This is a genomic window from Anaeromyxobacter sp. SG17, assembly GCF_022690695.1.
Classification (GTDB): Bacteria; Myxococcota; Myxococcia; order Myxococcales; family Anaeromyxobacteraceae; genus Anaeromyxobacter; species Anaeromyxobacter soli.
Genome location: NZ_JALCYX010000044.1, coordinates 1 through 26,004, shown reverse-complemented (window position 1 = coordinate 26,004; position 26,004 = coordinate 1). Strand labels below are relative to the sequence as shown.

General features: G+C 75.7%; 18 protein-coding genes. 13 read left to right on the top strand and 5 right to left on the bottom strand.

What is annotated here, in order from left to right; all coding sequences use genetic code 11:
• Positions 1-191: 191 nt before the first annotated feature.
• Complete coding sequence (locus tag MNY60_RS15665) at positions 192-917, bottom strand: DUF72 domain-containing protein (RefSeq protein ID WP_242338608.1); 726 nt, start codon at positions 915-917, stop codon at positions 192-194.
• Between the two features lie 262 nt (positions 918-1,179).
• Here MNY60_RS15665 and MNY60_RS15660 point away from each other — a divergent pair, with 262 nt between their 5' ends.
• From MNY60_RS15660 to MNY60_RS15610, 11 genes are all read left to right on the top strand, one after another.
• Positions 1,180-2,046 carry a DUF2760 domain-containing protein gene (locus MNY60_RS15660; protein ID WP_242361099.1) on the top strand — a complete coding sequence of 289 codons (867 nt, stop codon included), beginning with the start codon at positions 1,180-1,182 and terminating at the stop codon, positions 2,044-2,046.
• On the top strand, positions 2,043-3,899 hold the full coding sequence (locus tag MNY60_RS15655) for an Hsp70 family protein (RefSeq protein ID WP_242361098.1): 1,857 nt from the start codon (positions 2,043-2,045) through the stop codon (positions 3,897-3,899). The genes MNY60_RS15660 and MNY60_RS15655 overlap by 4 nt, the downstream gene beginning before the upstream one ends.
• Before the next feature lie 4 nt (positions 3,900-3,903).
• A complete protein-coding gene (locus MNY60_RS15650) occupies positions 3,904-6,732 on the top strand; it encodes an Hsp70 family protein (protein WP_242361096.1) in 2,829 nt (942 codons plus the stop codon).
• Between the two features lie 205 nt (positions 6,733-6,937).
• Positions 6,938-8,527: a S8 family serine peptidase gene (locus MNY60_RS15645; RefSeq protein WP_242361094.1), complete on the top strand. Its 1,590-nt coding sequence runs from the start codon at positions 6,938-6,940 to the stop codon at positions 8,525-8,527.
• A gap of 278 nt (positions 8,528-8,805) precedes the next feature.
• Positions 8,806-10,980 (top strand): bifunctional alpha,alpha-trehalose-phosphate synthase (UDP-forming)/trehalose-phosphatase, encoded by a 2,175-nt coding sequence (locus MNY60_RS15640; protein ID WP_242361092.1) that lies wholly within the window; start codon positions 8,806-8,808, stop codon positions 10,978-10,980.
• Positions 10,981-11,002: 22 nt separating this feature from the next.
• The gene (locus MNY60_RS15635) at positions 11,003-11,161 is read left to right on the top strand and encodes a hypothetical protein (protein ID WP_242361090.1); all 159 of its coding nucleotides are present in this window, start codon (positions 11,003-11,005) and stop codon (positions 11,159-11,161) included.
• A 193-nt stretch (positions 11,162-11,354) separates the two neighbouring features.
• Positions 11,355-12,452, top strand: coding sequence for a YihY/virulence factor BrkB family protein (locus tag MNY60_RS15630; protein ID WP_374109404.1), 1,098 nt, complete (start codon positions 11,355-11,357; stop codon positions 12,450-12,452).
• A gap of 60 nt (positions 12,453-12,512) precedes the next feature.
• Positions 12,513-13,469 (top strand): DUF523 and DUF1722 domain-containing protein, encoded by a 957-nt coding sequence (locus MNY60_RS24335; protein ID WP_242361088.1) that lies wholly within the window; start codon positions 12,513-12,515, stop codon positions 13,467-13,469.
• Positions 13,470-13,474: 5 nt separating this feature from the next.
• Positions 13,475-14,941, top strand: a complete 1,467-nt coding sequence (locus MNY60_RS15620; RefSeq protein WP_242361086.1) for a deoxyribodipyrimidine photolyase — start codon at positions 13,475-13,477, stop codon at positions 14,939-14,941.
• A 38-nt stretch (positions 14,942-14,979) separates the two neighbouring features.
• Positions 14,980-16,029, top strand: a complete 1,050-nt coding sequence (locus MNY60_RS15615) for an NAD(P)H-binding protein (protein WP_242361084.1) — start codon at positions 14,980-14,982, stop codon at positions 16,027-16,029.
• Between the two features lie 37 nt (positions 16,030-16,066).
• A complete protein-coding gene (locus MNY60_RS15610) occupies positions 16,067-17,704 on the top strand; it encodes an ATP-binding protein (protein WP_242361082.1) in 1,638 nt (545 codons plus the stop codon).
• A 54-nt stretch (positions 17,705-17,758) separates the two neighbouring features.
• Here the strand turns inward: MNY60_RS15610 and MNY60_RS15605 are convergent, their stop codons facing one another.
• A complete protein-coding gene (locus MNY60_RS15605; protein WP_242338630.1) occupies positions 17,759-18,400 on the bottom strand; it encodes a type II CAAX prenyl endopeptidase Rce1 family protein in 642 nt (213 codons plus the stop codon).
• 48 nt (positions 18,401-18,448) lie between these two features.
• On the opposite strand from MNY60_RS15605, the gene MNY60_RS15600 reads away from it, so the two are divergent.
• Complete coding sequence (locus MNY60_RS15600) at positions 18,449-19,858, top strand: NAD-dependent succinate-semialdehyde dehydrogenase (RefSeq protein WP_242338632.1); 1,410 nt, start codon at positions 18,449-18,451, stop codon at positions 19,856-19,858.
• A gap of 13 nt (positions 19,859-19,871) precedes the next feature.
• Here the strand turns inward: MNY60_RS15600 and MNY60_RS15595 are convergent, their stop codons facing one another.
• Positions 19,872-20,213 carry a transcriptional regulator gene (locus tag MNY60_RS15595; protein ID WP_242361080.1) on the bottom strand — a complete coding sequence of 114 codons (342 nt, stop codon included), beginning with the start codon at positions 20,211-20,213 and terminating at the stop codon, positions 19,872-19,874.
• 57 nt (positions 20,214-20,270) lie between these two features.
• Positions 20,271-21,950, bottom strand: a complete 1,680-nt coding sequence (locus MNY60_RS15590) for an acyl-CoA dehydrogenase family protein (protein ID WP_242361078.1) — start codon at positions 21,948-21,950, stop codon at positions 20,271-20,273.
• 116 nt (positions 21,951-22,066) lie between these two features.
• Between MNY60_RS15590 and MNY60_RS15585 the strand changes: the two genes are divergently transcribed.
• Positions 22,067-23,971 carry a GAF domain-containing protein gene (locus tag MNY60_RS15585; protein WP_242361076.1) on the top strand — a complete coding sequence of 635 codons (1,905 nt, stop codon included), beginning with the start codon at positions 22,067-22,069 and terminating at the stop codon, positions 23,969-23,971.
• Positions 23,972-24,347: 376 nt separating this feature from the next.
• Here MNY60_RS15585 and gdhA read toward each other — a convergent pair whose 3' ends face one another.
• Positions 24,348-25,694, bottom strand: coding sequence for an NADP-specific glutamate dehydrogenase (gene gdhA / locus MNY60_RS15580; RefSeq protein WP_242361074.1), 1,347 nt, complete (start codon positions 25,692-25,694; stop codon positions 24,348-24,350).
• Positions 25,695-26,004: the final 310 nt, after the last annotated feature.

The following is a 26,004-nucleotide window of genomic DNA, read 5'->3' as shown; positions in this document are numbered from 1 at the left end:
TCCCCCTGTTTTCCGCGCCCCCCCCCCCCCGCCCCCCCCCCCCCCCCGCCGGGGCGACGCCGCGGAAGCGGCGAAGCCGCTCGCGGCGGCGCACGGGACCCGGCTGTAGGGGTGGGGCATCGATCGGAACGCGCGCACGAGCGCGCGGAGCTTCGCTCGGCGGGGCGGGGGCGCAGCCGGCGCAGCCCCCGTTAGAAATGAGCCGTGGGGTACCGCTCTGCGGGCGCGACGAGCGCGGCCATCCGGAGCGCGTACTCCGGGCCGCGCGCCGCGTCCTCGTGCTTGAAGAACACGAACGCCTCGTCCCAGCGCTGCGCGAGCACCCGCTCCGCCCAGCCCGCGAGCTCGGCGTCGCCGTAGGTGGTGCGGCGCAGGCGCAGGTAGCCGAAGGACGCGGTCGCCTCGAGCGGCGTGGTCGCGTCGTCCGTGTCGGCGATGCACAGCGCCGCGCCCGCGTCGGCGAGCGTCCGGCGGACGTCCTCCGCCTGCCAGCTCTCGTGGCGGAACTCGAACGCGATGCGCGCGCCTGGCGGGACGAGCTCGAGGAGGTCGCGCAGACGCGCCACGTCCCGCTCGAACGTGGGAGGGAGCTGGAACAGGACCGGGCCGAGCGAAGGACCGAGCTCCACCGCGGCGCGGAAGAAGCGCGACACCTCCTCGCCGACGCCCTCGATCCGCTTGTGGTGCGTGATGAGCCGCGAGGCCTTGAGCGCGAACGTGAACCCGGCGGGGACCTGGGCGCGCCAGAGAGCGAGGGTGGACGCGACAGGCATCCGGTAGAACGTGGCGTTCACCTCGACGGTCTCGAGCCGGGTGGCGTAATGGCCGAGGAACCCGCGCGCCGGGAGCGCGGGAGCGTAGAAGCGCCCCTTCCAGGCGGGGTAGCTCCACCCGCTCGTTCCGGTGCGCACGCGCATCGCTCTCCGATACGCTGGGATGAGCGCCCCCGCCGCCCCTCGCGACGGGACGGCTCCCTCGGAGCAGCGTCCTGGCGAGCAGGCGCCCGATCGCCGCGGGGGGCGGGTGGCGGCTGGACCCTCGGTAGGTCCCCCCCGAAACGCTCGACACCGGGCCGGAGCCGGTGCAGCTTTCTTCGGATCTCCGCCTTCCAGCGGTTCGGGGGCTCGCGCCGGACGGCGCCGGCCCGCGGTCGCGTCACCACTCCCCGGAGCAACACACGTGCAGGGTCCCGACCTCTCGCCCATCCAGCGTCTCGTCCTCGCCTTCTATGCCTTCTTCGCCATCCTCTTCCAGGCCGACGTGGCGGCCGCGTTCTACCGCGTGCGCGAGGCGCGCCGAGCCGGCGCGCCGCTGCCCGAGCCGACTCCGGGGACGCCGCCGCGGGTGACGGAGGTGCCGAGCGCGCCGCCCGCGCCCGCCGCGCCCGCGGGCGCACCGCCGCAGGCGAAGGCGACGGCCCCGGCGCCGGCGGCGAGGCCCGTCGAGCTGCCGAAGACCGTCGAGCCGCCCAGGCCGGCCGAACCGCCGAAGGGCGTCGAGGCGCCGAAGCCCGTCGCAACGGCGAAGCCCGTCGAGGCCCCGAGGCCGGCGGAGGGCGCGAAGGTGGCGCCCGAGGCGGCGAAGCCGGCCGCCCCCGCGGTGGTGAAGGCCCCCGAGCCGGTCCGCGCGGTCGCCGCGCCCGTTGCGCCCGCTGCGCCCGCTGCGCCCGATCCTCGCGGTGCGCTCCAGCTCCTCGCGGTGCTCCAGCGAGAGGGCCGCCTCGTGGACTTCATCGAGGAGGATCTCTCCGGCTTCCCCGACGCCTCGATCGGCGCCGCGGCGCGCACCGTTCACGCCGGGTGCAAGCGGGCCATCGAGGAGTACTTCCGCCTCGAGCCCGTGTTCCGGGAGCCCGAGGGCGCGCGCGTCACCGTCGCTGCCGGGTTCGATCCCGCCGCGATCCGGTTGACGGGCAACGTCGTGGGCGCCGCGCCGTTCCAGGGCGCGCTCCGCCACCACGGCTGGCGCGCCCGCGAGGTGCGGCTGCCGCTCGCGAAGGACGGGGGCGATCCGACGCTGGTCGCCCCCGCCGAGGTCGAGCTGTGACCCTCGCGGTCGGCATCGACCTCGGCACGACCCACACCGCGCTCGCGCACCGGCCGCTCGACGGCGACGGCCCCGTCGAGGTGTTCGAGATCCCTCAGCTCGTCCGGCCGGGCGACGTGCGCCCCCGCGCGCTCCTCCCCTCGTTCCTGTACCTCCCCCACGCAGAGGAGCTGCCCGAGGGCGCGACGCGCCTGCCGTGGACGCCCGAGCCTCCGGCGTTCGCGGTGGGCGAGCTCGCGCGGAGCCTCGGGGCGCAGACGCCCATCCGGCTCGTGTCGTCCGCGAAGAGCTGGCTGTCCCACGCGGGCGTCGACCGGCGCTCCGCGACGCTCCCGGCGGGCGCGCCGCCGGAGGTGCCGCGCGTGTCCCCGCTCGACGCGTCGGCGCGCTACCTCGCCCACCTGCGCGACGCGTGGGATCACGCGGTCGCGCAGGGCGATCCGGCGCGGGCGCTCGCCGCGCAGCGGGTGACGCTCACGGTGCCGGCCTCGTTCGACGCCGTGGCGCGCGAGCTGACCGTCGAGGCGGCGCGCCAGGCGGGGCTGCCGGACGTGGTGCTCCTCGAGGAGCCGCAGGCCGCCCTCTACGCGTGGGTCGAGGCGATGGGCGACCGCTGGCGCGAGGCGGTGCACCCGGGCGACCTCGTCCTCGTGGTGGACCTCGGCGGCGGCACGACCGACTTCAGCCTCATCGCCGTGGTCGATCGCGGCGGGGACCTCGGGCTCGAGCGCGTGGCGGTCGGCGACCACATCCTGCTCGGCGGCGACAACATGGACCTCGCCCTCGCGCACGCGCTCTCGGAGAAGCTCGCGCGCGAGGGCCGCAAGCTCGACCGCTGGCAGCTCGTCGCGCTCACGCACGGCGCCCGCCAGGCGAAGGAGGCGCTCTTCGGCGACGAGAGCCTCGCGGCGGCGCCGGTCGCCGTGCCGGGCCGCGGCTCCTCGCTCGTGGGGGGCGCGCTCCGGACCGAGCTCACGCGCGCGGAGCTCGTCGACGTCCTCGTGGACGGGTTCTTCCCGCGGGTGGACGTCTCGGCTGCCCCCGTCGCGGCGCGGCGCGTGGGGCTCACCACCCTCGGGCTCCCCTACGCCGCCGATCCGGCGGTGACCCGGCACCTCGCGGCGTTCCTGACGCGCCACCGCGCCGGCCTCGCGGGCGCGAGCGCCCCGGTGCCGCTCGCCGGCGAGGCGTTCCTGCACCCCACCGCGATCCTCTTCAACGGCGGCGTGATGAAGGCGGAGCCGCTCGTCGGGCGCCTCCTCGAGGTCGTCGGCGGGTGGCTCGCCGGTGAGCGCGCGCCGCCGCCGCGGGTGCTGCCGGCGGCGGATCCCGATCTCGCGGTGGCGAAGGGCGCGGCGACCTACGGCCGCGTGCGCGCCGGCCACGGCATCCGCATCCGCGGCGGCACCGCCCGGGCGTACTACGTCGGCGTCGAGGCGGCGACGCCCGCGGTGCCGGGGCACGCGCCTCCCATCCGCGCGGTGTGCCTCGCGCCGATGGGCATGGAGGAAGGGACGACCGCCGATCTGCCGGGCGAGGAGATGGGCCTCGTCGTGGGCGAGCCGGTGCAGTTCCGGCTCTTCGGCTCCTCGAGCCGCCGCGACGACCGGCCGGGCGACGCGGTCGAGGACGAGACGGAGCTGGAGGAGGGGACGCCGGTCGAGACGACGCTGCCGCCCGACGGGCGCGCGGCGGGGGAGGTCGTCCCGGTCCGGCTCCGCGCCCACGTGACCGAGATCGGCACCCTCGAGCTCGAGTGCGTGGACCGCGGCGGCAAGGCCTGGCGCCTCGAGTGGAACCTGCGCAAGGCGCCGGAGGGCGCGAGCGTGGCGGAGGCGGGCGCGCCGGCGTGAGGCGATGGCGGAGGCGCGCTACCTCGTCGGCGTCGACCTCGGCACGGTGAACTCCGCGCTCGCCGCGGTGGATCTCGCGCGGGAGGGCGACCTCGCGGACGCGGTCGAGCCGTTCGCGATCCCGCAGCTCGTCGCGCCCGGCGAGGTCCGGGAGCGCCGCCTCTTGCCTTCGTGCGCCTACCTGCCGGGCCCGGAGCTCGCGCCGGAGGCGACGCGGCTCCCGTGGGGCGAGCGTCCGGTGGTGGTGGGCGAGCTCGCGCGCGAGCAGGGCGCGCGGGTGCCGGGCCGGCTCGTCACCTCCGCGAAGAGCTGGCTCGCGAACCCGCGCGCCGATCGGACCGCGCCCATCCTCCCCTGGGGAGCGCCCGAGGGCGTGCCGCGCCTCTCCCCGGTGCAGGCGTCGGCGCTCTACCTCGGCCACCTGCGCGACGCGTGGGATCACGGCCACCCGGGCGCGCCGCTCGCCGCGCAGGAGCTGGTCCTCGCCGTCCCGGCCTCCTTCGACGAGGTCGCGCGCGAGCTCACCCTCTCCGCCGCGCGCGCGGCCGGGTTGCCGCGCGTCGTGCTCGTCGAGGAGCCGTCGGCGGCGTTCCACGACTGGGCGAGCCGCCACCGCGCCGCCCTGGCGGCCGCGGGCGCGGGCGAGCTCGCCGGCGAGGTGCGCCCCATCGCCCGCGGCGGGATCGTCCTCGTGGTGGACGTCGGCGGCGGCACGACCGACCTCACGCTCGTACGCGCGGAGCTCCAGGGCGGGCGCCCGGTCTTCACCCGGCTGGCGGTGGGAGATCACCTCCTGCTCGGCGGCGACAACGTGGACCTCGCGCTCGCGCGCGCCGTGGAGGCGCGCCTCGGCGAGCGGCTCGACGCGAGCCGGTTCGCCTCTCTCGTGCACGCCTGCCGCCTCGCGAAGGAGCGGCTCATGACGGAGGGCGGCCCGGAGGCGCTCCCGATCGCGGTGGTGGGCCGCGGCAGCCGGCTCGTCGCGAGCGCCGTGTCCGCGGAGGTCACGCGCGAGGAGGTGCGGCGCGTCTTCCTCGACGGGTTCCTGCCTCGGACGGGCGCGGAGGAGCGGCCTCGCCGGGCGCCGCGCACCGCCGGCCTCGCCGAGCTGGGGCTGCCCTACGAGCCGGAGCCGGCCATCCCCCGGCACGTCGCCGCCTTCCTCGCCGCGCACGCCGCGGAGGCGGGCGCGAAGGGGGGGCTCGCGCGCCCCGACGCGATCCTCGTGAACGGCGGGGTCTTCACGCCGCGCGAGGCGCGCGATCGCCTCGCCGCGATCGTCTCCTCCTGGTTCCCGGGCGCGCCGCCGGTGACGGTGCTCGCGAGCCCCGCGCTCGACCTCGCGGTGGCCCGCGGCGCCGCCTACGCCGCCCTCGTCCGGCGCGGAATCGGCCTGCGCATCGGCGGCGGCAGCCCGCGGGCGTTCTACGTGGGGATCGCCGCGCCGGAGGGCGAGCGCGCGCTGTGCGTCGTGCCGCGCCACCTGGAGGAGGGGTCGCGGGTCGCGGTCCCGCGGCCGTTCGCGCTCGCGCTGGGGCGTCCGGTGCGCTTCCCGCTCTTCGCCTCCGCCCGCGCGCGGCTCGAGCGCCCGGGCGACGTGGTCGAGGTCTCGGACGACCTCGTCCCGCTGCCGCCGGTCGAGACGGTGCTCCGCGCCGAGGGGTCGGCGGCGGGCGAGGTGCCGGTGAGGCTCGAGGCGGCGCTGACCGAGATCGGCACGCTCGAGCTGTGGTGCGCGGCGACCGACCGCGACGCGCGCTGGAAGCTCGAGTTCTCGCTGCGGGCGCTCCGCCAGGCCGAGGACGAGCGGGAGGGCGGCGCGGGCCAGGCGAGGAGCGAGGTGGGGCAGGCGCCTCGCAAGCTGGAGGAAGCGCGCGCCCAGGTCGAGCTCTTCTACGGGAAGCGGGCGGCCGTCGAGAAGAAGGAGGTGAAGGGGCTGCCGCGCGCGCTCGAGAAGCTGCTCGGGCCGCGCGAGGCCTGGTCCACGCCGCTCGTCCGCGAGCTCTGGGCGGCGCTGCACGCGGGCCGGGCGCGGCGGCGGAGGAGCGCCGACCACGAGCGGGTCTGGCTGCAGCTCACCGGCTATTGCCTGCGCCCGGGCTTCGGCGCACCGCTCGATCCCTGGCGCGCCGGCGAGACCTGGAGCGTCTGGGCCGAGGGCCTGCAGTACCAGGCCGACCCGCGGGCCTGGGCAGCGTGGTGGGTCATGTGGCGGCGCATCGCGGGGGGCCTCGACGCCGTCGCCCAGGAGCGGCTCTTCGACGCGGTCGCGCCGTTCGTCCGGCCGCGCGACCCGCGCAAGCCGCCGCCGAAGGTGCCGGGCGTGAAGCCGGAGGCGGTGGACGAGATGATCCGGCTCCTGGGCGCGCTCGAGCGGGTGGAGCCTCGCCGAAAGGTCGAGGCAGGGGAGTGGCTCCTCGCGCGCGTCGAGGCGGAGGGGCCGGCGCCGCACCTCCTCTGGTCCGTCGGGCGGCTCGGCGCGCGCGTGCCGTTCCACGCGAGCGCGCACCTCGCGGTGCCCGCCGAAACCGCCGCCGCATGGACCGCCCGGCTCCTCGCGCTCCCGGTCCCGCGCCGCGAGCTCGTGTTCCCGCTCGCGCAGCTCGCCCGACGCAGCGGCGATCGCGTGCGCGACGTGCCCGAGGAGCTCCGCGCCCGCGTGCTCGCGGCCCTCGCCGAAGGCGGCGCGCCGGCGGAGACGTCGCGCGCGGTCCGCGAGGTCGCGGAGGCCACCGAGGAGGAGGAGCAGCGGATCTTCGGCGAGAGCCTCCCGGCGGGGCTGCGGCTCGTCGAAGCCGGCGCCTCCGAGGAGCAGGCGCCGGGCGTGACGTAGGGGGCGGGCGTCGCCCGGTCGGGCTCGCGGTCGCGAGTATTCCCGGAGGCGCGCGTCCGATCGGGTTCACGCAGAGCGCATCGGCCCCGCGCGGGGGGATTGAGTCCGCTGCCGTCTCCCATGTCACACTGCCCGGACGCTGCTTCGCGGCAGCGCCTCGGTGAGTCGCCAGGACTCGCGCGCAAACCCTCACAGGAGAGAACACGTGAACGGACACAAGCTCTGCGGTGCAGTCGTCGCCGCGGTCCTCGCAGCAGCCGGTCCGGGCCTGGCGTCGGCGGCCCAGGCGGAGGGCCGCTACATCGTCGCCTTCAGACCGGGCAGCGCGGCCGGAGCGAACGCGGCGCTGCGCGCGGCGGGGGCGCGGGTCGTGCTGTCACTCGGGCCCCAGAACGCGGCCGCCGCGGTGATCCCCGATCGCGCCGTGGACGCGCTCAGCCGGAACCCGAACATCGAGTACATCGAGGTGGACGCGACCCGCGAGCCGTACGCGCTCTGGAACGACGTCGCGACGGGGAACGAGACCCTGCCGTACGGGATCCAGATGGTGCAGGCGAACCTCGTCACCTCGACGAGCGCCGCGAGCCGCAAGGTCTGCATCATCGACTCGGGCTACTCCTGGCAGCACGAGGATCTGAAGGATCCGACGACGGGCGAGGTGACCGCGAACACGACCGACACGGGCTCGGGGAGCTGGGACAAGGACAGTTGCGGCCACGGCTCGCACGTCGCCGGGACGATCTCCGCCATCGCCGGAAACGTGGGCGTCGTGGGCGCGAACCCGGGCGTCCTGCTCCACATCGTGAAGGTGTTCGGTGACGACGCGCTCGTCGACGGGGGCAACTGCGGCTGGACCTACTCCTCGACGCTCGTCGACGCGCTCAACAAGTGCGTGGCCGCCGGCGCCAACGTGGTCAGCATGAGCCTCGGCGGCGGCGCCCGCAGCCGCACCGAGGACCGCGCGTTCGCGAACGCCTACAAGCAGGGCGTGCTCAGCATCGCGGCGGCGGGGAACGCCGGGAACAAGACGACGTCCTACCCGGCCGGCTACGACTCCGTGATGTCGGTCGCGGCGGTGGACGCGAACGAGACGCACGCCAGCTTCTCCCAGACGAATCGCGACGTGGAGATCGCCGCGCCCGGCGTGGCGGTCCTCTCCACGGTCCCGTGGTACGACCGGAACTCGCTCGCGGCCGACGGCGTCGCCTGGTTCGGGGGGCGCATCGAGGGCGCCGCCCGCACGACGGGCGTCTCGGGCAACGTGGTGGACGGCGGCCAGTGCACGGCGCCCGGCGGATGGGCGGGCCGGGTCGTGCTGTGCCAGCGGGGCACCAACTCCTTCGCCGACAAGGTGAGCAACGTCCTGGCCGGCGGCGGCGTCGCGGCCGCCATCTACAACAACGTCACGAGCGACGCGACCTGCGGCGTCTTCAGCGGCACGCTCGGCACGGGCGTCACGTCCAGCCTCCCGGCGATCACTTTGAGCTGCCAGGACGGCGCCGCCGCCCTGGGGCACGCCGGCTCGAGCGGGCTCGTCGTGAGCAGCTTCGAGGCGCCCTCGAGCGGCTACGAGGCCTGGGACGGCACGTCAATGGCCACTCCGCACGTCTCTGCGGTGGCCGCGCTCGTCTGGAGCTGCAACCCGGCGTGGACGGCGGCGCAGATCCGCAACGCGCTCGACGCGACCGCGAAGGACGTCGGCGCCGCCGGACGCGACACGAGCTACGGCTACGGCATCGTCCAGGCGAAGGACGCGCTCGTGAGCCTGGGGCTCGGGAGCTGTCAGGTGAAATAGCCTCGCCTCGGGAGGCGAGATGGGATCGAAGGGGCCACGCGCGCTGCCGCGTGGCCCCTTCTTCGTCCGGGCCGGATCCTCGGGCGACGAGCGCCGGGGGCGTTCCCGAACCTCTCGGAGGCACGTGACTCGCGCCCCCCGGCCCTCGGGAGGCCCGCCGGCGACGCACCCCGCGCGCGCGGCCCTCCCGTGGCGGGGCTTCGCGATGGCAGGCGGCCGGGCACGGCCCGCCTTAGCTTTCCAGCAAGGCGCGCTCCGTCGCGCCGCCTCGCCGCCGGATGCCCCGCCTCCTCATCGTCTCCAATCGCCTGCCCGTGACCGTCAAGGCCGAGGACGGCGCGGTGTCCGTCGCGCCCAGCACGGGCGGGCTCGCCACCGGCATGAGCGGCCCGCACGAGCGGCTCGGCGGGCTCTGGATCGGGTGGCCCGGGGACCTGACGGGGCTCTCGGCAGACGGGCGCGCGGAGGTGGAGCGGCGGCTCGCCGAGCTCCGCCTCGCCCCCGTGGCGCTCTCCCCCGAGGAGGTCGCGCGCTACTACGAGGGCTACTCGAACGGCGTCCTCTGGCCGCTCTTCCACTACTCGGTCGCGCGCCTCCCGCAGGAGGTGCGCGACTTCGACGTCTACGAGGCGGTGAACGCGCGGTTCGCCGACGCCGTCGCCGCGCACCACCGGCCGGGCGATCTGGTCTGGATCCACGACTACCAGCTCATGCTCGTGCCGCGCCTCCTGCGCGAGCGGATCCCGGACGCGCGGATCGGCTTCTTCCTCCACATCCCGTTCCCGTCCTCGGAGATCTTCCGCGTGCTGCCGCAGCGCGAGCGGATCCTCGAGGGGCTGCTCGGCGCGGACCTCGTCGGCTTCCACACCGCCACGTACCTGCGCCACTTCGCGTCGTCGGTGCTGCGCCTGCTCGGCGCGGCGACCGAGGTGGACCGGATCCCCTGGGGCGAGCGCGAGGTGCGGCTCGGGGTCTTCCCGATGGGCATCGACGCGGCGCAGCTGGCGGAGCTCGCGGAGACCCCGGAGGTGCGGGCCGTCGCGCACGCGCACCGGGTGCCCGGCGAGCAGCTCCTCGTCGGCGTGGACCGGCTCGACTACTCGAAGGGCATCCCGCGCCGGCTGCTCGCGTTCGAGGCGATGCTGCGCGCGCACCCCGAGCTGCGCGAGCGCGTCCGGCTCGTGCAGGTCGCCGTCCCCTCGCGCGAGAACGTCGAGGCCTACCGCGAGTACCGCGACGAGGTGGACGCGCTCGTCGGGCGCATCCACGGCGAGTTCGCCACGCCCGCCTGGTCCCCCATCCACTACCTGTACCGGGGGCTCTCCCAGGCCGAGATCGTCGCCCTCTACCGGGCGGCGGACGCGGTGCTCGTGACCCCGCTGCGCGACGGGATGAACCTGGTCGCGAAGGAGTTCGTCGCCTCGCGGCCCGACGGCGACGGCGTCCTCGTCCTCTCGGAGCTCGCCGGCGCCGCCGCCGAGCTCGCGGAGGCGCTCCTCGTGAACCCCTACGACGTCCAGCAGACGGCGGCCGCCTTCCACCGCGCGCTGACGCTGCCCGAGGAGGAGCGCAGGACGCGCATGGCTGCCCTGCGCCAGCGGGTGTTCGGCTACGACGTCCACGCCTGGACTCGCGCGTTCCTGGCGCGCCTGGAGCGGGTCGGCACGCCGGGCGAGGCGCTCGCGCTCTCGCCGCCGCAGGCGGTCCGGTCGCTCGTGGAGCGCGCCCGGGCGGCGCCGCGGCTGGCGCTGCTCCTCGACTACGACGGCACGCTCGTCCCGTTCGCGCCGACGCCGGAGCTCGCCGCGCCGGACGGCGCGCTGCTCGATCTGCTCCGCCGCCTGGCGGCGCGGCCGCGGACCCAGGTGGACGTCGTGAGCGGCCGCACGCGCGGCACGCTCCAGCGCTGGCTCGGCGCGCTCCCGGTGGGTCTCCACGCCGAGCACGGGTTCTGGTCGCGCGCACCCGGCGGCGAGTGGCAGGGCGCCGAGGTGCCGGCCGTCGCCTGGCGCGAGCCCGTGCTCGCCGTCCTGCGGGAGTTCGCGGAGCGGACGCCCGGCTCCGTGGTCGAGGAGAAGACCGTCGGGGTCGCGTGGCACTACCGCACCGCCGATCCCGAGTACGCCGCCGCCCAGGCGAAGGAGCTCACGCTGGACCTCCGGACGCTCCTCGCGAACGTGCCGGTCGAGATCCTCCCCGGAGACAAGGTCATCGAGGTGCGGCCCCAGGGGATCCACAAGGGCCGCGCGGTCACCGCCGCGATCGGGCGCGCCGGCCCGGAGGCGCTCGTGGTCGCGCTGGGGGACGACCGGACCGACGAGGATCTCTTCGCGGCGCTGCCGCCGGGGAGCGCGGCCGTCCACGTGGGCCCCGGGCCCAGCCGGGCGCCGCTCAGGATCGCCGACTTCCGGGCGGCGCGGGCGCTGCTCGCGGACATCGCCGACGCGCGCTGACTCGCGGGTATGATGCTGCGGCATGCTCCGCATCAGCTGGCCGCTCGCCTTGCTCGTCGCCGCCGTCATCGCGATGGTCGCGCGGAAGCCGCGGCTGTTCGTGCCGGTCGCGGTCGTGTTCCTCGTCTGGTTCCTCGTCGAGTCCGCGGCGAGCCGGCGCGGACGCTCTCGCCGGCGCTGACGGCTCGCCCGGGGATGCCGGCCACAACCTCCCGGGCCGGCCTGCGCCTCGTCGAGGGGTGCGTCCGGGCGCACGCCGGCAAGCGCGGCGGCCGGGCGATCCGCGTCCAGGGTGCGGGGCGCCGGCCCGGGCCGAGCGCGACCCCGGCGGGCGCGGATGACCAGATTTCCGGTGCGTCGAGGGGGGGTGCGCCGTGCGTCTGCCGGGAAAGGGAATGAGCTGGAAGGAGTTCGGGAAGGGTCTCGCGGCCGAGCTGTCGAAGGACCAGGTCACGGACATCGCCGCGACGGTCACGTACTACGGGGTGCTGTCGCTGTTTCCCTTCGTGCTGTTCCTCGTCGCGCTCGCGAGCCTCGTCATCCAGCCGTCGGACGCCGAGCGCATGGTGCAGGAGCTCGGGCGCGTGGCGCCCGGTCCGGTGACGCAGATCATCAGCGATCGGATCCGCGAGCTCGGCCAGCAGCAGAACGTCACCCTGCTCGGCTTCGGCGCCGTCGCCGCCGTCTGGGCCGCGTCGGGCGGCGTCACCGCGCTCATGCGCGCGCTGAACACCGCCTACGACGTGAAGGAGGGGCGGCCGTTCTGGAAGGTGCGCGGCCTCGCGATCCTCATGACGCTCGTGTCGGGCGCCCTCGCGCTCGTCGCCGCGCTGGTGGCGGTCGCAGCGGCGCCGCTCGCGGAGTGGCTCGGCGGGCCGATCGGCACCGCCATCACCTGGCTGCGCCTGCCGGTGGCGGGCCTCCTCATGATGCTGCTCTGGGCGCTGGCCTACTACGTGCTGCCCGACGTCGAGCAGAAGTTCCGGTTCATCACCCCGGGCTCGGTGTTCGGCGTGGTCGTGTGGGTGCTCGCCTCCTGGGGCTTCTCGAAGTACGTGACGAGCTTCGGCAGCTACGACAAGACGTACGGCCCGCTCGCCGGCGTCATCGTGCTCCTGCTCTGGATGTGGATCTCCGCGCTCGTGATGCTCGTCGGCGCGGAGGCGAACGCCCTCATCGAGCACCGCTCGCCGGAGGGCAAGCGGCAGGGCGCGAAGCGGAAGTCCGACACGGGCACGACGCCGGCCGCCGTCCTCCCGGGCAAGGAGCCCATCCCGACCGGCGCCGCCCCCGGGGCGGCCGCGGCGGCCGGGGTCGCGCCGACCGCCGAGGGCGCGCTCGCCCGGGGTGGGGTCACGGCGCCGGCCTACGCACGCGGGGGTCCGCCGCAGGATCGTCCGCGCCTGCGAGGAGTCCTGGCGATCGCCACCGGCTTCGCGGCCGGGGTGCTGCTGGCGCGCCGTCCGTCCTGACGAGCCGCTGCGCGGCCCGGTGGAGGTGCGCTCCGCGCCCGCAGCGCGTACGATCCGCCCGTGAAGACGGCCCGGCCCCGCCTCGGCGTCTCCTCCTGCCTCCTCGGCCGGAAGGTCCGCTACGACGGCCAGCACAAGCGCGACGCGTTCCTCGTGGACGTCCTCGGCGACTTCGTCGAGTGGGTGCCCGTCTGCCCCGAGCTGGAGGTCGGCATGGCTGTGCCGCGCGAGCCGATCCGGCTCGTGGGGGCCGCCTCCTCGCCGCGCCTCGTCGCGGAGCGGAGCGGCGAGGACCATACGGCGGCGATGCGGCGCTTCGCCGAGACGCGCGTCGCGGAGCTCGCGGGGCTCGACCTCGCCGGGTTCGTCACCAAGAAGGACTCACCCTCGTGCGGCATGGAGCGCGTGCGCGTCTACCCTGCGGCGGGCGGCGCGCCTCGACGCGACGGCGTCGGCGCGTTCGCGCGCGTGCTCCTCGAGCGGCTGCCGCTCCTGCCGGTGGAGGAGGAGGGGCGGCTCAACGACCCGGCGCTCCGCGAGAGCTTCGTCGAGCGGATCTTCGCCTTCACCCGCTGGAAGGCGGCGGTCGCGGCCGGGATGCGGCGCCGGGAGCTCGTCGCCTTCCACACCGCTCACAAGCTCGCGCTGCTCGCCCACAGCCCCGCCGCCTACCGCCGGCTCGGCGCGCTCGTCGCGGGCCAGGCGAAGGCCTCCGGAGCGGCGTTCGTGGAAGCCTACGGGCGCGGCTTCATGGACGCCCTGCGGGTGCCGGCGACGCGCGGCCGGCACGTGAACGTGCTCCAGCACATGCTCGGCTACTTCCGCGACGCGCTCGAGAAGGACGACCGCAAGGAGCTCGAGGACGTCGTCCACGATTACGCGCGCGGCCTCGTCCCGCTCGTCGTCCCGCAGACGCTCATCCGTCACCACGTGCGCCGGCAGGGGGTCGCGTACCTCGCCGGCCAGACCTACCTCGATCCGGATCCGAAGGAGCTCATGCTCCGGAACCGGGTCTGAACGCCGTGGCCGTCCCCCTGGAGCGCGTCCGCGCCGTCAACGCCGCCCCCGTCCGGCGCGAGCGGACGCTCGTGCTCTACTGGATGACGGTCGCCCGACGCGTGCGCTTCAACCCCGCGCTCGAGCGCGCGGTGGAGCTCGCCCGCGAGCTCGGCAAGCCCGTCGCCGTCCTCGAGGCGCTCAGCGCCGGTTACCCGTACGCGAGCGATCGGCTGCACGCGTTCGTGATGCAGGGCATGGCGGACAACGCCGAGAGGGTCGCCGGGCGCGCGCTCCACCACGCCTACGTCGAGGGCGCGGCGGGGGAGGGGGTGGGCCTCCTCGAGGCGCTCGCCGCGCGCGCGTGCGTCGTCGTCACGGACGACTTCCCGACCTCCTTCCTCCCTCGCATGCTCGCCGCGGCCGCGGAGGGACTCGACGTGCGCCTCGAGGCGGTGGACGGAAGCTGCATCGTTCCGTTCCGGCTCGCCGGCAAGGACTTCCCGACCGCTCGGGCGTACCGGCGTCACCTGCAGCGGCTCCTCCCGACGTGGCTGGACCGGCTCCCCGTGGCAGACCCGCTCGCGCGGACCGGCCTTCCGTCGCTCGCCGCCCTCCCCAGGGCCATCACCGTGCGCTGGCCGGCGGCGGACCTCGAGGTGCTCGCGCGGCCGGAGCGCACGCTCCGGGCGCTGCCCATCGATCACCACGTCTCCCGGGCCGCCGCGCGCGGTGGCGCCCGCGCCGCCGGCGACCGCCTCGCGCGCTGGCTCCGCGACGGGCTGCCCCGCTACGCGGAGGGCCGCAACGATCCCGACGAGGAGGGCGTCACGAGCGGGCTCTCCCCCTGGCTTCACTTCGGGCACCTGTCCTCCTTCGAGGTGCTGGGAGCGGTGCTGCGGCGCGAGGGCTGGACGCCGGCGCTGCTCGCGCCGGCCGCGACGGGCGGGCGCGCGGGGTACTGGGGCGTGTCCGAGGCGGCGGAGGCGTTCCTCGATCAGCTCGTCACCTGGCGCGAGCTGGGGTTCGCGACCTGCGCCGCGCGCCCGGATCACCGCGAGTACTCCTCGCTCCCGGAGTGGGCGCGGTCGACCCTCGCCTCGCACGCGAGCGATCCGCGCCCGCGACTCTACGGCCCCGAGGTCCTCGCCGCCGCCGAGACGCACGATCCGCTGTGGAACGCGGCGCAGCGCCAGCTCCGGACCGAGGGGATCATCCACAACGCGCTGCGTATGCTGTGGGGAAAGAAGATCCTCGAGTGGTCGCCCACGCCGCGCGCTGCCCTCGCGGTCGCGCTCGAGCTGAACGATCGCCTTGCGCTCGACGGTCGCGATCCGAACTCGGCGTCGGGGGTGCTGTGGTGCTTCGGCCGCTACGACCGGCCCTGGGGACCCGAGCGGCCGATCTTCGGGAAGGTCCGGTACATGTCGAGCGAGCGCAGCGCGAGGAAATGGGCGGTCACGCGCTACCTCGCTCGCCACGGGCCCGGGTGAGGCATGCGCGCCGCGGTCCGGGATCGCAGAGTTCCCGTGTGAGCGGGCCTGCGAAGATCGATGGGGGATCGGTCCTCGTCACCGGCGCCACCGGGTTCGTCGGGCGGGCGCTCGTCCCCGCGCTCCTCGCGTCCGGGATCGCCGTCCGCGCGACGACCCGCTCCCGCCCGGTCGATCGCACCCCGGGAGTCGAGTGGGTGCGCGCGGACGTGATGCGGCCGGCGGACCTCCCGGCAGTCCTGCGCGGCGTCGGCGCGGCGTACTTCCTCGTCCACGGCATGGGGAGCGGGCGTGAAGACTACGTCGAGGCGGAGCGGCGGTCCGCCGCCGCGTTCGCGCGCGAGGCCGAGCACGCGGGCGTCGGCCGGATCGTCTACCTCGGCGGCGTCGCGCCGCGTGGCCGCCCATCGAGGCACCTGGCGAGCCGGCTCGCGGTGGGCGAGATCCTGCGCGCCGGCCGTGTGCCGGCGCTCGAGCTCCGCGCATCCATGATCGTCGGCCCGGGCAGCGCCTCCTGGCGGATCGTGCGGGACCTGGCGATGCGGCTCCCGGTGATGGTGCTGCCGGCCTGGGCCCGGTCGAGGTCCTGCCCGATCGCGGTGGAGGACGTGGTCCGGGCGCTCGTCGCCGCGCTCGACGTACCGCTCCCCGAGAGCGCCTGGTACGACCTCCCGGGCCCCGAGGTGCTCTCGGTGCGCGAGATCCTCGAGCGCGTCGCGGCCCTGCGCGGCCGCGCGCTGCCGGCCATCGATGCGCCGCTCCCGCATCCGCGGATCTCCGCGCTGTGGCTCAAGCTCGTCTCGGACGCGCCCTGGGAGGTGGTGCGCGAGCTCGTGCAGGGGCTCTCGCACGATCTCCTCCCGCGCGACGATCGCTACTGGGCGCTCGCGTCGCTCCCGCCCCGCACGCGGTTCGAGGACGCCGCGCGGCGGGCGCTCGCGACGGACGCGGGGCGGCGCCCTCGGGGCGCGCGCGGGTGGGTCGTCTCCGCCGAGGAGGCCCTCGTCGACCGCCTCGCGCCCCGGCAACGCCGGCTCGCCGCGCCGGCCGCCGCCGCCCCTCCCACCCCGCATCCGCGTCGGGGCTGACCCGATGCCTCGCGACGGCTCACCTGCGAGCGTCGCCGTGACCGCCGGCGAGGTGCTCCGCGCCCGGAGGGAGGACATCCTGCGCGCGTGGGAGGCGGCGGCGCGCGCGCTCCCCGGCGCGCGCGGGCTCGACCGCGCCGCGCTGCGGGACGACGTCCCGTCGATCCTGGATCGAGTCGCCGCGGAGCTCGCGGGCGGCGAACCCGAGGGCGATCCCCGCGAGCACGGCCGCAGCCGCGCCGCGCAGGGCGTGGACGTCGAGACGGTGATCGCGGAGCTGTCCGCGCTGCGCGGCTGCATCGTGCGCGCCTGGGCGGACGCGGGCGCGCTGGCGGTGGAGCCGCTCGCGGCGCTCGAGCGGGCGCTGCACGAGGCCGTCACCGAGGCGGCGCGATCCGCGGCGGAGGTGCGGGAGCGGTTCTTCGCCTCTCGCGCGCAGGAGCTCGCGCTGCTGTCCCGGGTGAGCGACGAGCTCGCCGCCGAGCCGGAGCTCACGGCCCGGCTCGAGCGGGCGACGGAGCTCGCGGTGCCGGACTTCTCCGACTGGTGCGCCCTCGTGCTCCTCGAGCCGGGCCCGCGGCTCGAGCGCGTCGCCGTGTACACGGCCGATCCCGACCGCCGCGCGCTCGCCCGCGAGGTGCTGGAGCGGTACCCGATCGACCTCGAGGCGCCGCGGGGGCTCGGGCGCGTCCTGCGGGAGGGCACGACGGAGCTCGTGGAGGACGCGGACCCGAGCTTCCCCGAGCGCGTGGGCGCCACCGCGGAGGGGCGGGCGATGCTCGAGCGGCTCGGCATCCGCTCCTACCTGGCGGTGCCGCTGCGCGGGCCGGCGGGCGTGATCGGCGCGTTCGCCTTCGGGATGTCGACCTCCGGCCGGCGCCTCGACCAGCGCTCCGTCCCGATCGCGCTCGAGCTGGCCCGGCGCGCCGCGCTCGCCATCGAGAACGCCCGGCTGCTCGAGGCGGCGCGGCGCGAGACGCGCGCGCGCGAGCAGATCCTCGCGGTGGTATCGCACGATCTCCGGACGCCGCTCTCCGCGATCAGCATGAGCGCTCACCGCCTGAAGGTCATCGCCGCCACGGCCTCGCCCGAGGCGGTGCGCTCGATCGCGGAGGTCGTCCGCAGGTCCGCCGGCCGGATGGAGCGGCTCATCGGGGATCTGCTGGACGTGGCCGCCATCCAGGCGGGTCGCCTCTCCGTCGCGCCGGCGCCCCAGCGCCCCGGCGAGCTCGTGCGCGAGGCGGTCGAGTCCATGCAGGCCGTCGTCCGCGAGCACGGGGTCGAGCTCGACGTCGACGCCGCTCCGGACCTCCCGCTCGTCCGCGCGGATCACGATCGCGTCCTGCAGGTCATCGGGAACCTCGTCTCGAACGCGGTGAAGGTGACGCGCGCGGGCGGGAGGATCGGGGTCCGCGCCGACGTGCAGGAGGCGGCGGTCCGGTTCGCCGTCGCGGACACCGGGCCCGGCATCGCCCCCGACCAGCTCGGGGAGATCTTCGAGCCGTACCGCCGGGGCGCAGACGCGGCGTACCGCGGGACGGGCCTCGGCCTCGCGATCTCGCGCGCGATCGTGGAGGCGCACGGCGGGAGGATCGGCGTCGAGAGCCGGCTCGGCGCGGGGAGCCTCTTCTGGTTCACCCTGCCGGTGGCGGGCCCTCCGCGCGGCGCCGCGTGACGCCGCCCGCGGCGGCCCGGCGCGGCGCCGCGGGTCCGCGCGCCGCCCTCGTGATCACACGGGCGGGGCGAGCGAGGCGACCAGGACGCTCCACGTCGCGTGGCTCACGATGGCCGGCACGAGGCTGCCGCGCCACGCGGCGAGCGCGCCCCAGAGCGCGTAGGTCGGGAGCGTCGCGAGGGCGAGGAACGGCTCGCCGCTCGCGAGCGCGACCGTCACCGCGAGCGCGGTCGCGAGCGCCACCGCCCGGCCCGCGCCGAGCCGCGCAGAGAGCCGGGCCTGCACGACCCCTCGCCAGAACAGCTCCTCGGCGGGCGCGACGAGCAGGAGGAGCGCGAGCGCCGGGAAGAGCGCGCGCGGCTCGAACCGGACGTACATCTCGACGAGGGGCCTGCAGAGCGCCTCGGAGAGGCCGCCGCACGTCACCCAGAGAAACGCCCGCGTGAGCCCGTACAGCAGCGCGCCGGTCCCGAGCCCGAGCGCGACGTCCGCGGCGCGCGGCCGCAGGCGCGCGGAGAGGCCGGGCGGCGCGGCGGTCGCGGAGAGGGCGATCCAGGCGACGCTGAAGGGCGCCGCGATCCTGAAGAAGTCGGGCGGGCTCCAGGCGACGAGCCCGGCCCACAGCGCGGTCGCGGCCGACGCCGCGATCACGTGCCAGGGGCGCGGCGACGTCGCTCGCTCCGTGCTATGGGACACGCACCGACATTACCGCCGAAGTTCGACGCGCGGAAAGGAAGGGATCTCATGGCCACGATGTCGTCCGTGAACCCCGCCACGGGCGAGGTGCTCGCCCGCTTCGACGAGCTCACCGACGCCGAGCTCGAGGCGAAGCTCGCGCGGGCCGCCGACACGTTCCGGAGCTGGCGCCTCCGGCCGCTCGCGGAGCGCGCGGCGCTCATGACCCGCGCGGCCGACGTGCTCGACCGTCGCAAGGATCACTGGGCGCGGACGATGACGCTCGAGATGGGCAAGACGCTCCGCTCGGCCGTCGGCGAGGCGGAGAAGTGCGCCTGGGTCTGCCGCTATTACGCGGAGAACGCGGAGCGCTTCCTCGCCGACGAGGAGGTGAAGGCCGCCGCGACGCGGTCCTTCGTCCGCTTCCTCCCGATCGGCCCGGTCCTGGCGGTCATGCCGTGGAACTTCCCGTTCTGGCAGGTCTTTCGCTTCGCCGCGCCCGCGCTCATGGCCGGCAACGTCGGGCTCCTCAAGCACGCCTCGAACGTGCCGCAGTGCTCGCTCGCGATCGAGGAGGTCTTTCGCGAGGCAGGCTTCCCGGAGGGCGCGTTCCAGGCGCTCCTCGTCGGCTCCTCCCGCGTCGCGCGCATCGTCGAGGACGACCGCGTCGCGGCCGCGACCCTGACCGGCAGCGAGGCGGCGGGGGCGGCGGTCGCCTCGACCGCGGGGCGAGTCATCAAGAAGACCGTGCTCGAGCTCGGCGGGAGCGATCCCTTCGTCGTCATGCCGAGCGCGAACCTCGAGCACGCGGTCGCGACCGCCGTGACCGCGCGGACCATCAACAACGGTCAGTCCTGCATCGCCGCGAAGCGCTTCATCGTCCACGACGCCGTCTTCGATCGCTTCGCGCAGGCGTTCGTCGCCCGCATGGCGGAGCTGAAGGTGGGCGACCCGATGGAGCCGGGGACGGACGTCGGGCCGCTCTCGAGCCAGGCGGAGCGCGACAAGCTCGTCGCGCAGGTGGCCGCGGCGGTGAAGGCCGGCGCGCGCGTGCTCGTCGGCGGGGCGCCGCTCGCGCGCCGGGGCGCCTACTATCCGCCCACCGTCCTCACGGGCATCCCCCCGTCGTCGCCCGCCTACCGCGAGGAGATCTTCGGGCCGGTCGCGGCGCTGTACCGCGTGCGGAGCGTGGACGAGGCGATCGCCGTCGCGAACGACGTCCCGTTCGGCCTCGGCTCGAGCGTGTGGACGAACGACGCCGAGGAGCGCCGCCGGTTCATCGACGACCTCGCGGCGGGCGCGACCTTCGTGAACGCGATGGTCGCCTCCGACCCGCGCCTCCCCTTCGGCGGCGTGAAGCGCTCCGGCTACGGCCGCGAGCTCGCGCGCGAGGGCATCCGCGAGTTCGTGAACGTGAAGGCGGTGGTGGTGCAGGAGGATCCGGCGCACCCCGTCTCGAGCGGCGAGGCGATGGAGTAGCCGCTCCGGCCGCTCATCCGTCCTCTCCCGCCCCCTCGATCCGGAACACCGGCGGGTCGATCCGGGTGCTGCGGCACCTCGGGCAGGCCCCCGGGCGCGTGAGGCGCGAGCGGTCCTCGAACACGAAGCCGCAGGCGACGCAGGTCGCGGGCTCGACGACGAGCTTCTCCCCGCGGTGCTCGAGCGACCGCGCCAGGTGGGCGAGGTGCTCGGCGACGTCACGCTCGCGCAGCCCCACGTCCATCGACAGCTCCTTCGCCGTGGCGGGGCCCGCGCGGAGCGCGCGGCGCAGCGCGTCGCGGAGGGTCGCGGCGCGGGGCGGGGGGCCCGAGGAGGGGAGCGGGTCGCGGGGCATGGGAATGCCAGCGTAGCAGGGGCGAGGAGGGGTCGAGAGGGGAGCGTCTTCGCGCGCTCAGCCTGCGCCCCCGTCCGCGGCCGGCCCGGTGAGCAGCGCGAGCTCCTCCGCCCCCGGCTCCTCCACGACGAGGTCCACCCCGTGCCGCGCGAGGCGACGCGCCGCGGCGGCGGCGCGCGGGCCGCGCCCGTGATCGAGGCACCACTGGGCATGGGACACGAGGAGCGCGAGCTCGAGGGTGCGGCCGAGGGTGAGCGAGAACCGGCGGGCGCCCGCCTCGAGGGCGGGGCCTGCCGCGGCGCCGAGCCAGGCGCGGGCGTGCTCGAGGGCGGCGCGGCCTGCCTCCACCGCGGGTCGGAGCGCGGGATCCCGGGCCGCATCGAGGTGCCCGACGATCTCCGCCGTCAGGGCCTCCGGGACGCCCTCGCCGGCGAGCGCGCGCAGGACGTCGAGCGCGAGCACGTTCGTGGTCCCCTCCCACACCGGGAGCACCTGGGCGTCGCGGAGGAGCCGCGGCAGCCCCGTGTCCTCCACGTAGCCCGCACCGCCGAAGCACTCGAGCGCCTCCGAGGCGATCGCGACCGCCTGCTTCCCGGTCGTGAGCTTCGCGAGCGGCGTCAGGGCGCGCAGCGCGAGCTGCTCCGGGGGGCTCGCCGCGCCCGCCTCCGTCGCGCCGAGGAGCGCCGCCGCGCGGAACGCGAGGAGGGCCGCCCCCTCGCGCTCCGCCTCGAGGCCGGCGAGCGTGTCGGCGTGGAGCGGCTTCTGCGCGAGCGGAGCGCCGAAGGCGGTCCGGCGGCGGGCGAAGTCGCGCGCGAGCGCGAGCGCGCGCTGCATGCCGGCGACCGCGGCGATCGCGTTCCAGGTGCGGGTCACCGTGAGCATCGGCGCGATGGCGCGGACGCCGCCCGACAGCCCTGCCACGGGCACCGCGCGGGCGCCGTCGAGCGTGAGCTCCGCGGTGGGGAGCTTCCGCGTGCCGAGCTTGTCCTTCAGCCGGTTCACGAAAACAGCGTTCGTCGTCCCGTCCGCCTCGCGCGTCTCCAGGTAGAAGAGCGCGAGCCCCCGCGATCCCGCGGGCGCGCCCTCCGGCCGGGCGAGCGCGAGCGCCATCTCCGCGGTCGTCGCCGACGAGAACCACTTCGTGCCGAAGAGGCGCCAGCCGTCGCCGTCGCGGCGCGCGACGGTCTCGGTGAGGGACACGTCGGAGCCGCCGGTGCGCTCCGTCATCCACTGGCCGCTCGTCCACATGCGGTCGGGATCGCGCGAGGTGAGGCGCGGCAGCGCGCGCTCGACGAGCGCGGCGTTGCCCCCGTCGAGGAGCGCCCGCGCCGCGCCGTCGGTCATGGCGAGCGGGCAGGCGTACACGTCGAGCGACGGCTCGAGCACGTGGACGAGCGCGAGCTGGTACACGCGCGACGCCGGCCCGTGGCGCCGCTCGTACGCCGCGGCGACGAGGCCGTGCCGCGCCGCGAGCGCGGCGGCCTCGCGCCAGAGCGGGGTGACCTCGATGCGGTCCACCCGCCGGCCCCACGCGTCCCAGTGCTCGACGCGCGGCTCGAGGTGCCGCTCCGCGGCCTGCTGAGCGAACAGCCGGCCCGCGGAGAGCTCGCCGAGGTGCGTGAGCTCGGGCTCGATGTCCTGGAGCGCCCCGGGGAGCGCGCGGGCGACGAGCTCGCGCAGCAGCGGGTCCGCGAGGTACGCGTTCGAGAGGCGAGGTGGGTCCTGGTAGAAGGCCATGGTGAGCGGTCTGTAACGCCAGGGACGGGGAGCGGCGCGCGCCGCGCGGGCGCGCCGGGGGGCAGAGCCCGATCAGGACCGCTGGCCCTCTCACGGACCTGATAATCCTGCGGCAGGTGGTGCCGCGCTCCCCCAGCAACTCGTCCGATTCCCTGGCGCAGCGCCTCGCTCGCTACGAGGAGCTGCACGCGCTCGGCGTGGCGCTCGCGGGCGCCATCACCCGGGAGGACGTCGCCGCGATCGTGCTCGAGCGCGGGCTCGCGCTCGTCGGGGCCCGCGCGGTCTCGCTCTTCCTGGAGCGGGAGCCGGAGGTGCTCGAGCTCGTCGCCTCGGTCGGGCTCTCGGAGCGCTTCCGCGACCGGTACCGGAGGGTCGGTCCGGACGCGACCGTGCCGCAGGTCGACGCCTTCCGCACCGGCGCGGCGGTGTGGCTGCGCGACCCCGCGGAGATCGCGGCCCGGTATCCGGCGGCGGCGGACCTCGCGGCGGAGGAGGGGGATCGCGCCTGGGCGTCGGTCCCGCTCGTGCTGGACCGCCGGCGGGGCGCGATCGGGCTCCGGTTCTCGCGGCCCCGCGCCTTCGACGCGGACGAGCGCGCGCTCATCGAGGCGGTGACGCAGCAGTGCGCGCAGGCGCTCGACCGGGCGCGCCTGTACGACGTCCAGCGGCAGCTCACCGAGCGCATCACCCGCCTCCAGCGCGCGACGTCGGAGCTGTCGGCGGCGGTGACGCCCGAGGAGGTCGCGGCCATCGCGCTCCGCGAGCTCATCGCGATGGGCGCGCGCGGCGGGGCGGTGCTCCATCGGGGCGCGGCGGGTGATCTCGAGCTCGTGCTGGCGCAGGGCGTCGCCGGCGCTGCGCTCGCGCGCGTGGCGGCGCCGCCACCGGAGGACGCGCCACGCTGGATCGCGGGTCGCGAGGCGATCTCGACCGCGTCGCCGGCGCTCGGGGCCGCGCTCGATCCCGCCGGGGAGCCATGGGCGGCGGTGCCGTTGCGGGTCGAGGGCCGGGACGCCGGCGTCGTCGTCCTCGGGCTCGACGTGGCGCGCGCGCTCGGCGAGGACGCGCGCAACGACGCCCTCGCCCTCATCCAGCAGTGCGCCCAGGCCCTCGAGCGGGCGCGCGTCTTCGACGCCCAGCGGCGGCTCGCAGGCCGGCTCGCGCGCGTGCAGTCCACGGCCTCCGCGCTCTCCGGCGCCGCCACGGCCACCGACGTCGCGGAGATCGCCGCCGGCTCCATGGCGGCGATCGGCGCCGCGGGCGCGGAGCTGCACGCCCTCGACCGCGCCGACCGGCTCACGCACGTGCCGCGCGGCGGCGCGGCGCGCACGGTCTTCCCGATCGACGCGCCCACCCTGGCGGCCGAGGTGGTGCGCACCGGACGCGCGGTGTGGCTCTCGTCGCGGGCGGAGCTCGAGGCGCGCTTCCCGGCGGAGGCCGCCGATCCGGCGCGAGAGGCGCAGGGCGCCTGGGCGGCGGTGCCGCTGCTCGCGTCGGGCGAGACGCTCGGGGCGCTGACCGTGCCGTTCCCGGAGGAGCGCGCGATCGACGACGACGATCGCGCCTTCGTGCGGCTGGTCGCGTCGCCCTGCGCGGAGGCGCTGGCGCGGGCCCGGCTCTACGAGGCCGTGGCGAGGAGCCGGCTCGAGACCGAGTGGAGCGCGGGGGTGCTCGACGCGCTGTTCGGCGCGGCCCCGGTGGCGCTCGCGCTCTTCGACCGCGAGATGCGCTACACGCGCGTGAACGCGCGCCTCGAGGCGATGAACGGCGTCCCCGCGGCCGCGCACCTGGGCCGGACGCCGCTGCAGGTGCTGCCGGGCCTCCCCGGAGAGCAGCTCGCGGTCAGGTTCAGGACGGTGCTCGAGACCGGGCGGTCGATCGAGTCGGTGACGCTGGGGGAGACCCCCGCCGCGCCGGGCACGAGCCGCCGCTGGCGAGAGAGCTGGTTCCCGGTCCGCGTCGGCGGCGCGATCGTGGGCGTGGGGGTCCTCGTCGTCGAGGAGCCGTTGCGCGCCGGGTGAGCGTCGCCGCTCCCGGCGGTCTACGACGGGCGCTTCCCGGCCGGGAGCCTTCGCGGCGGGCGGAAGGCCGGGGTACTGGCGAGCGCAGGCGCAGCCGGATGAGGCTGCGCCGGAGCGAGCGGGGGACCGGGGGGACGCGGCCTCGTGCGTCCCCCCGGCATGACCGCTGGGACCCCGTCGACGGCGGTCAGCCGTCGACGACCGCAGGGAGGGGCCCCGTCGCGAAGCGACGGGGAGGGACGCAGTCCCTCCCGGCGGGGAACGGGCGCGAACCCGCGGAGCGGGCGCGACCGTTCACGGGCCCCGCCGAGCAGGGGTGGGGACCCCGTCGACGGCGGTCAGCCGTCGACGGGGCGGGGGCGCAGCCCCCGTGAGATCAGATCAACCCGTGCGCCACCATCGCCTTCGCGACCTTGATGAAGCCCGCGATGTTCGCGCCGACGACGTAGTTGCCCTTGGCGCCGAACTCCTCGGCCGTCTCGAAGCAGGTCTGGTGGATGTTCTTCATGATGTTGGCGAGCCGCTTCTCCGTGTACTCGAAGGTCCACGAGTCGCGGGACGCGTTCTGCTGCATCTCGAGCGCGGAGGTGGCGACGCCGCCGGCGTTCGCGGCCTTGCCCGGGCCGTAGGCGATGCCCGCCTGGAGGAACACCTGGATGCCCTCCGGCGTGGTCGGCATGTTCGCGCCCTCGCCGACGGCGATGCAGCCGTTCTTCACGAGCAGGGCGGCGTCCTTGCCGTTGATCTCGTTCTGCGTCGCGGACGGCATGGCCACCTGGCAGGGGATCTCCCAGATGTTGCCGCCGTCGACGTAGCGCGCGTGCTTGCGGTACTCGACGTAGTCCTTGATGCGGCGGCGCTCGCGCTCCTTGAGCTGCTTCACGAGCTCGAGGTCGATGCCCTTCTCGTCGAGGATGTAGCCGTTCGAGTCGGAGCAGGCGACGACCTTGCCGCCGAGCTGGTGGATCTTCTCGACGGTGTAGATCGCGACGTTGCCGGAGCCGGAGACGACGCAGCGCTTGCCGTCGAACGAGTCCTTGCGGACCTTGAGCATCTCCTCGACGAAGAAGGTGGCGCCGTAGCCCGTCGCCTCGGTGCGCACGAGCGAGCCGCCGTAGTCGAGCCCCTTGCCGGTGAGGACGCCCGCCTCGTACCGCGAGGTGAGCCGCTTGAACTGACCGTACAGGTAGCCGATCTCGCGGCCGCCCACGCCGATGTCGCCGGCGGGGACGTCGGTGTGCTCGCCGATGTACCGCCAGAGCTCGGTCATGAAGCTCTGGCAGAAGCGCATGATCTCGTCGTCCGACTTGCCCTTCGGGTCGAAGTCCGAGCCGCCCTTGCCGCCGCCGATGGGCAGCCCGGTGAGCGCGTTCTTGAAGATCTGCTCGAACCCCAGGAACTTGATGATCCCGAGGTAGACCGACGGGTGGAAGCGGAGCCCGCCCTTGTACGGGCCGAGCGCGCTGTTGTACTGCACGCGGAACCCGCGGTTGACGTGGACCTCGCCCTTGTCGTCCTGCCACGGCACGCGGAAGATGATCTGCCGCTCGGGCTCGATGATCCGCTCGATGATCTTGCGCTCGCGGAACTCGGGGTACTTCGCCAGGACCGGTCCGACCGACTCGAGGACCTCCCGCGCTGCCTGGTGGAACTCGGCCTCGCCGGGGTTGCGACGCAGCACGTCCTGGTAGATCGACTCCAGCTTCTCGTCCTTCATGACCATTTGACTGCTCCTTGGGGCTTGGGCGCGATCCCTGCCCGGAAGCGAGGCAGTCTGCCCGAATCGCAGGCGCGGCGACCACGGACTCTGGGTCCGGGTTCACGGAGCGCGCGTGCAAAGCGTGCGTGTTCAGCGGTGCGCGCTGGAGCGCACCCGAGCCGAGCCGGGCGCCGCGGAATTCGCGGGAGGGGCGAAGCCCCTCCGGCGGGGAACCTGCGCGCACCCGCGAAAGCGGGCGCGCAGGTTCACGGGCCCCGCCGAGCAGGGGTGGGGCCCCGACGAGCTTTGCTCGGCGGGGCGGGGACGCAGTCCC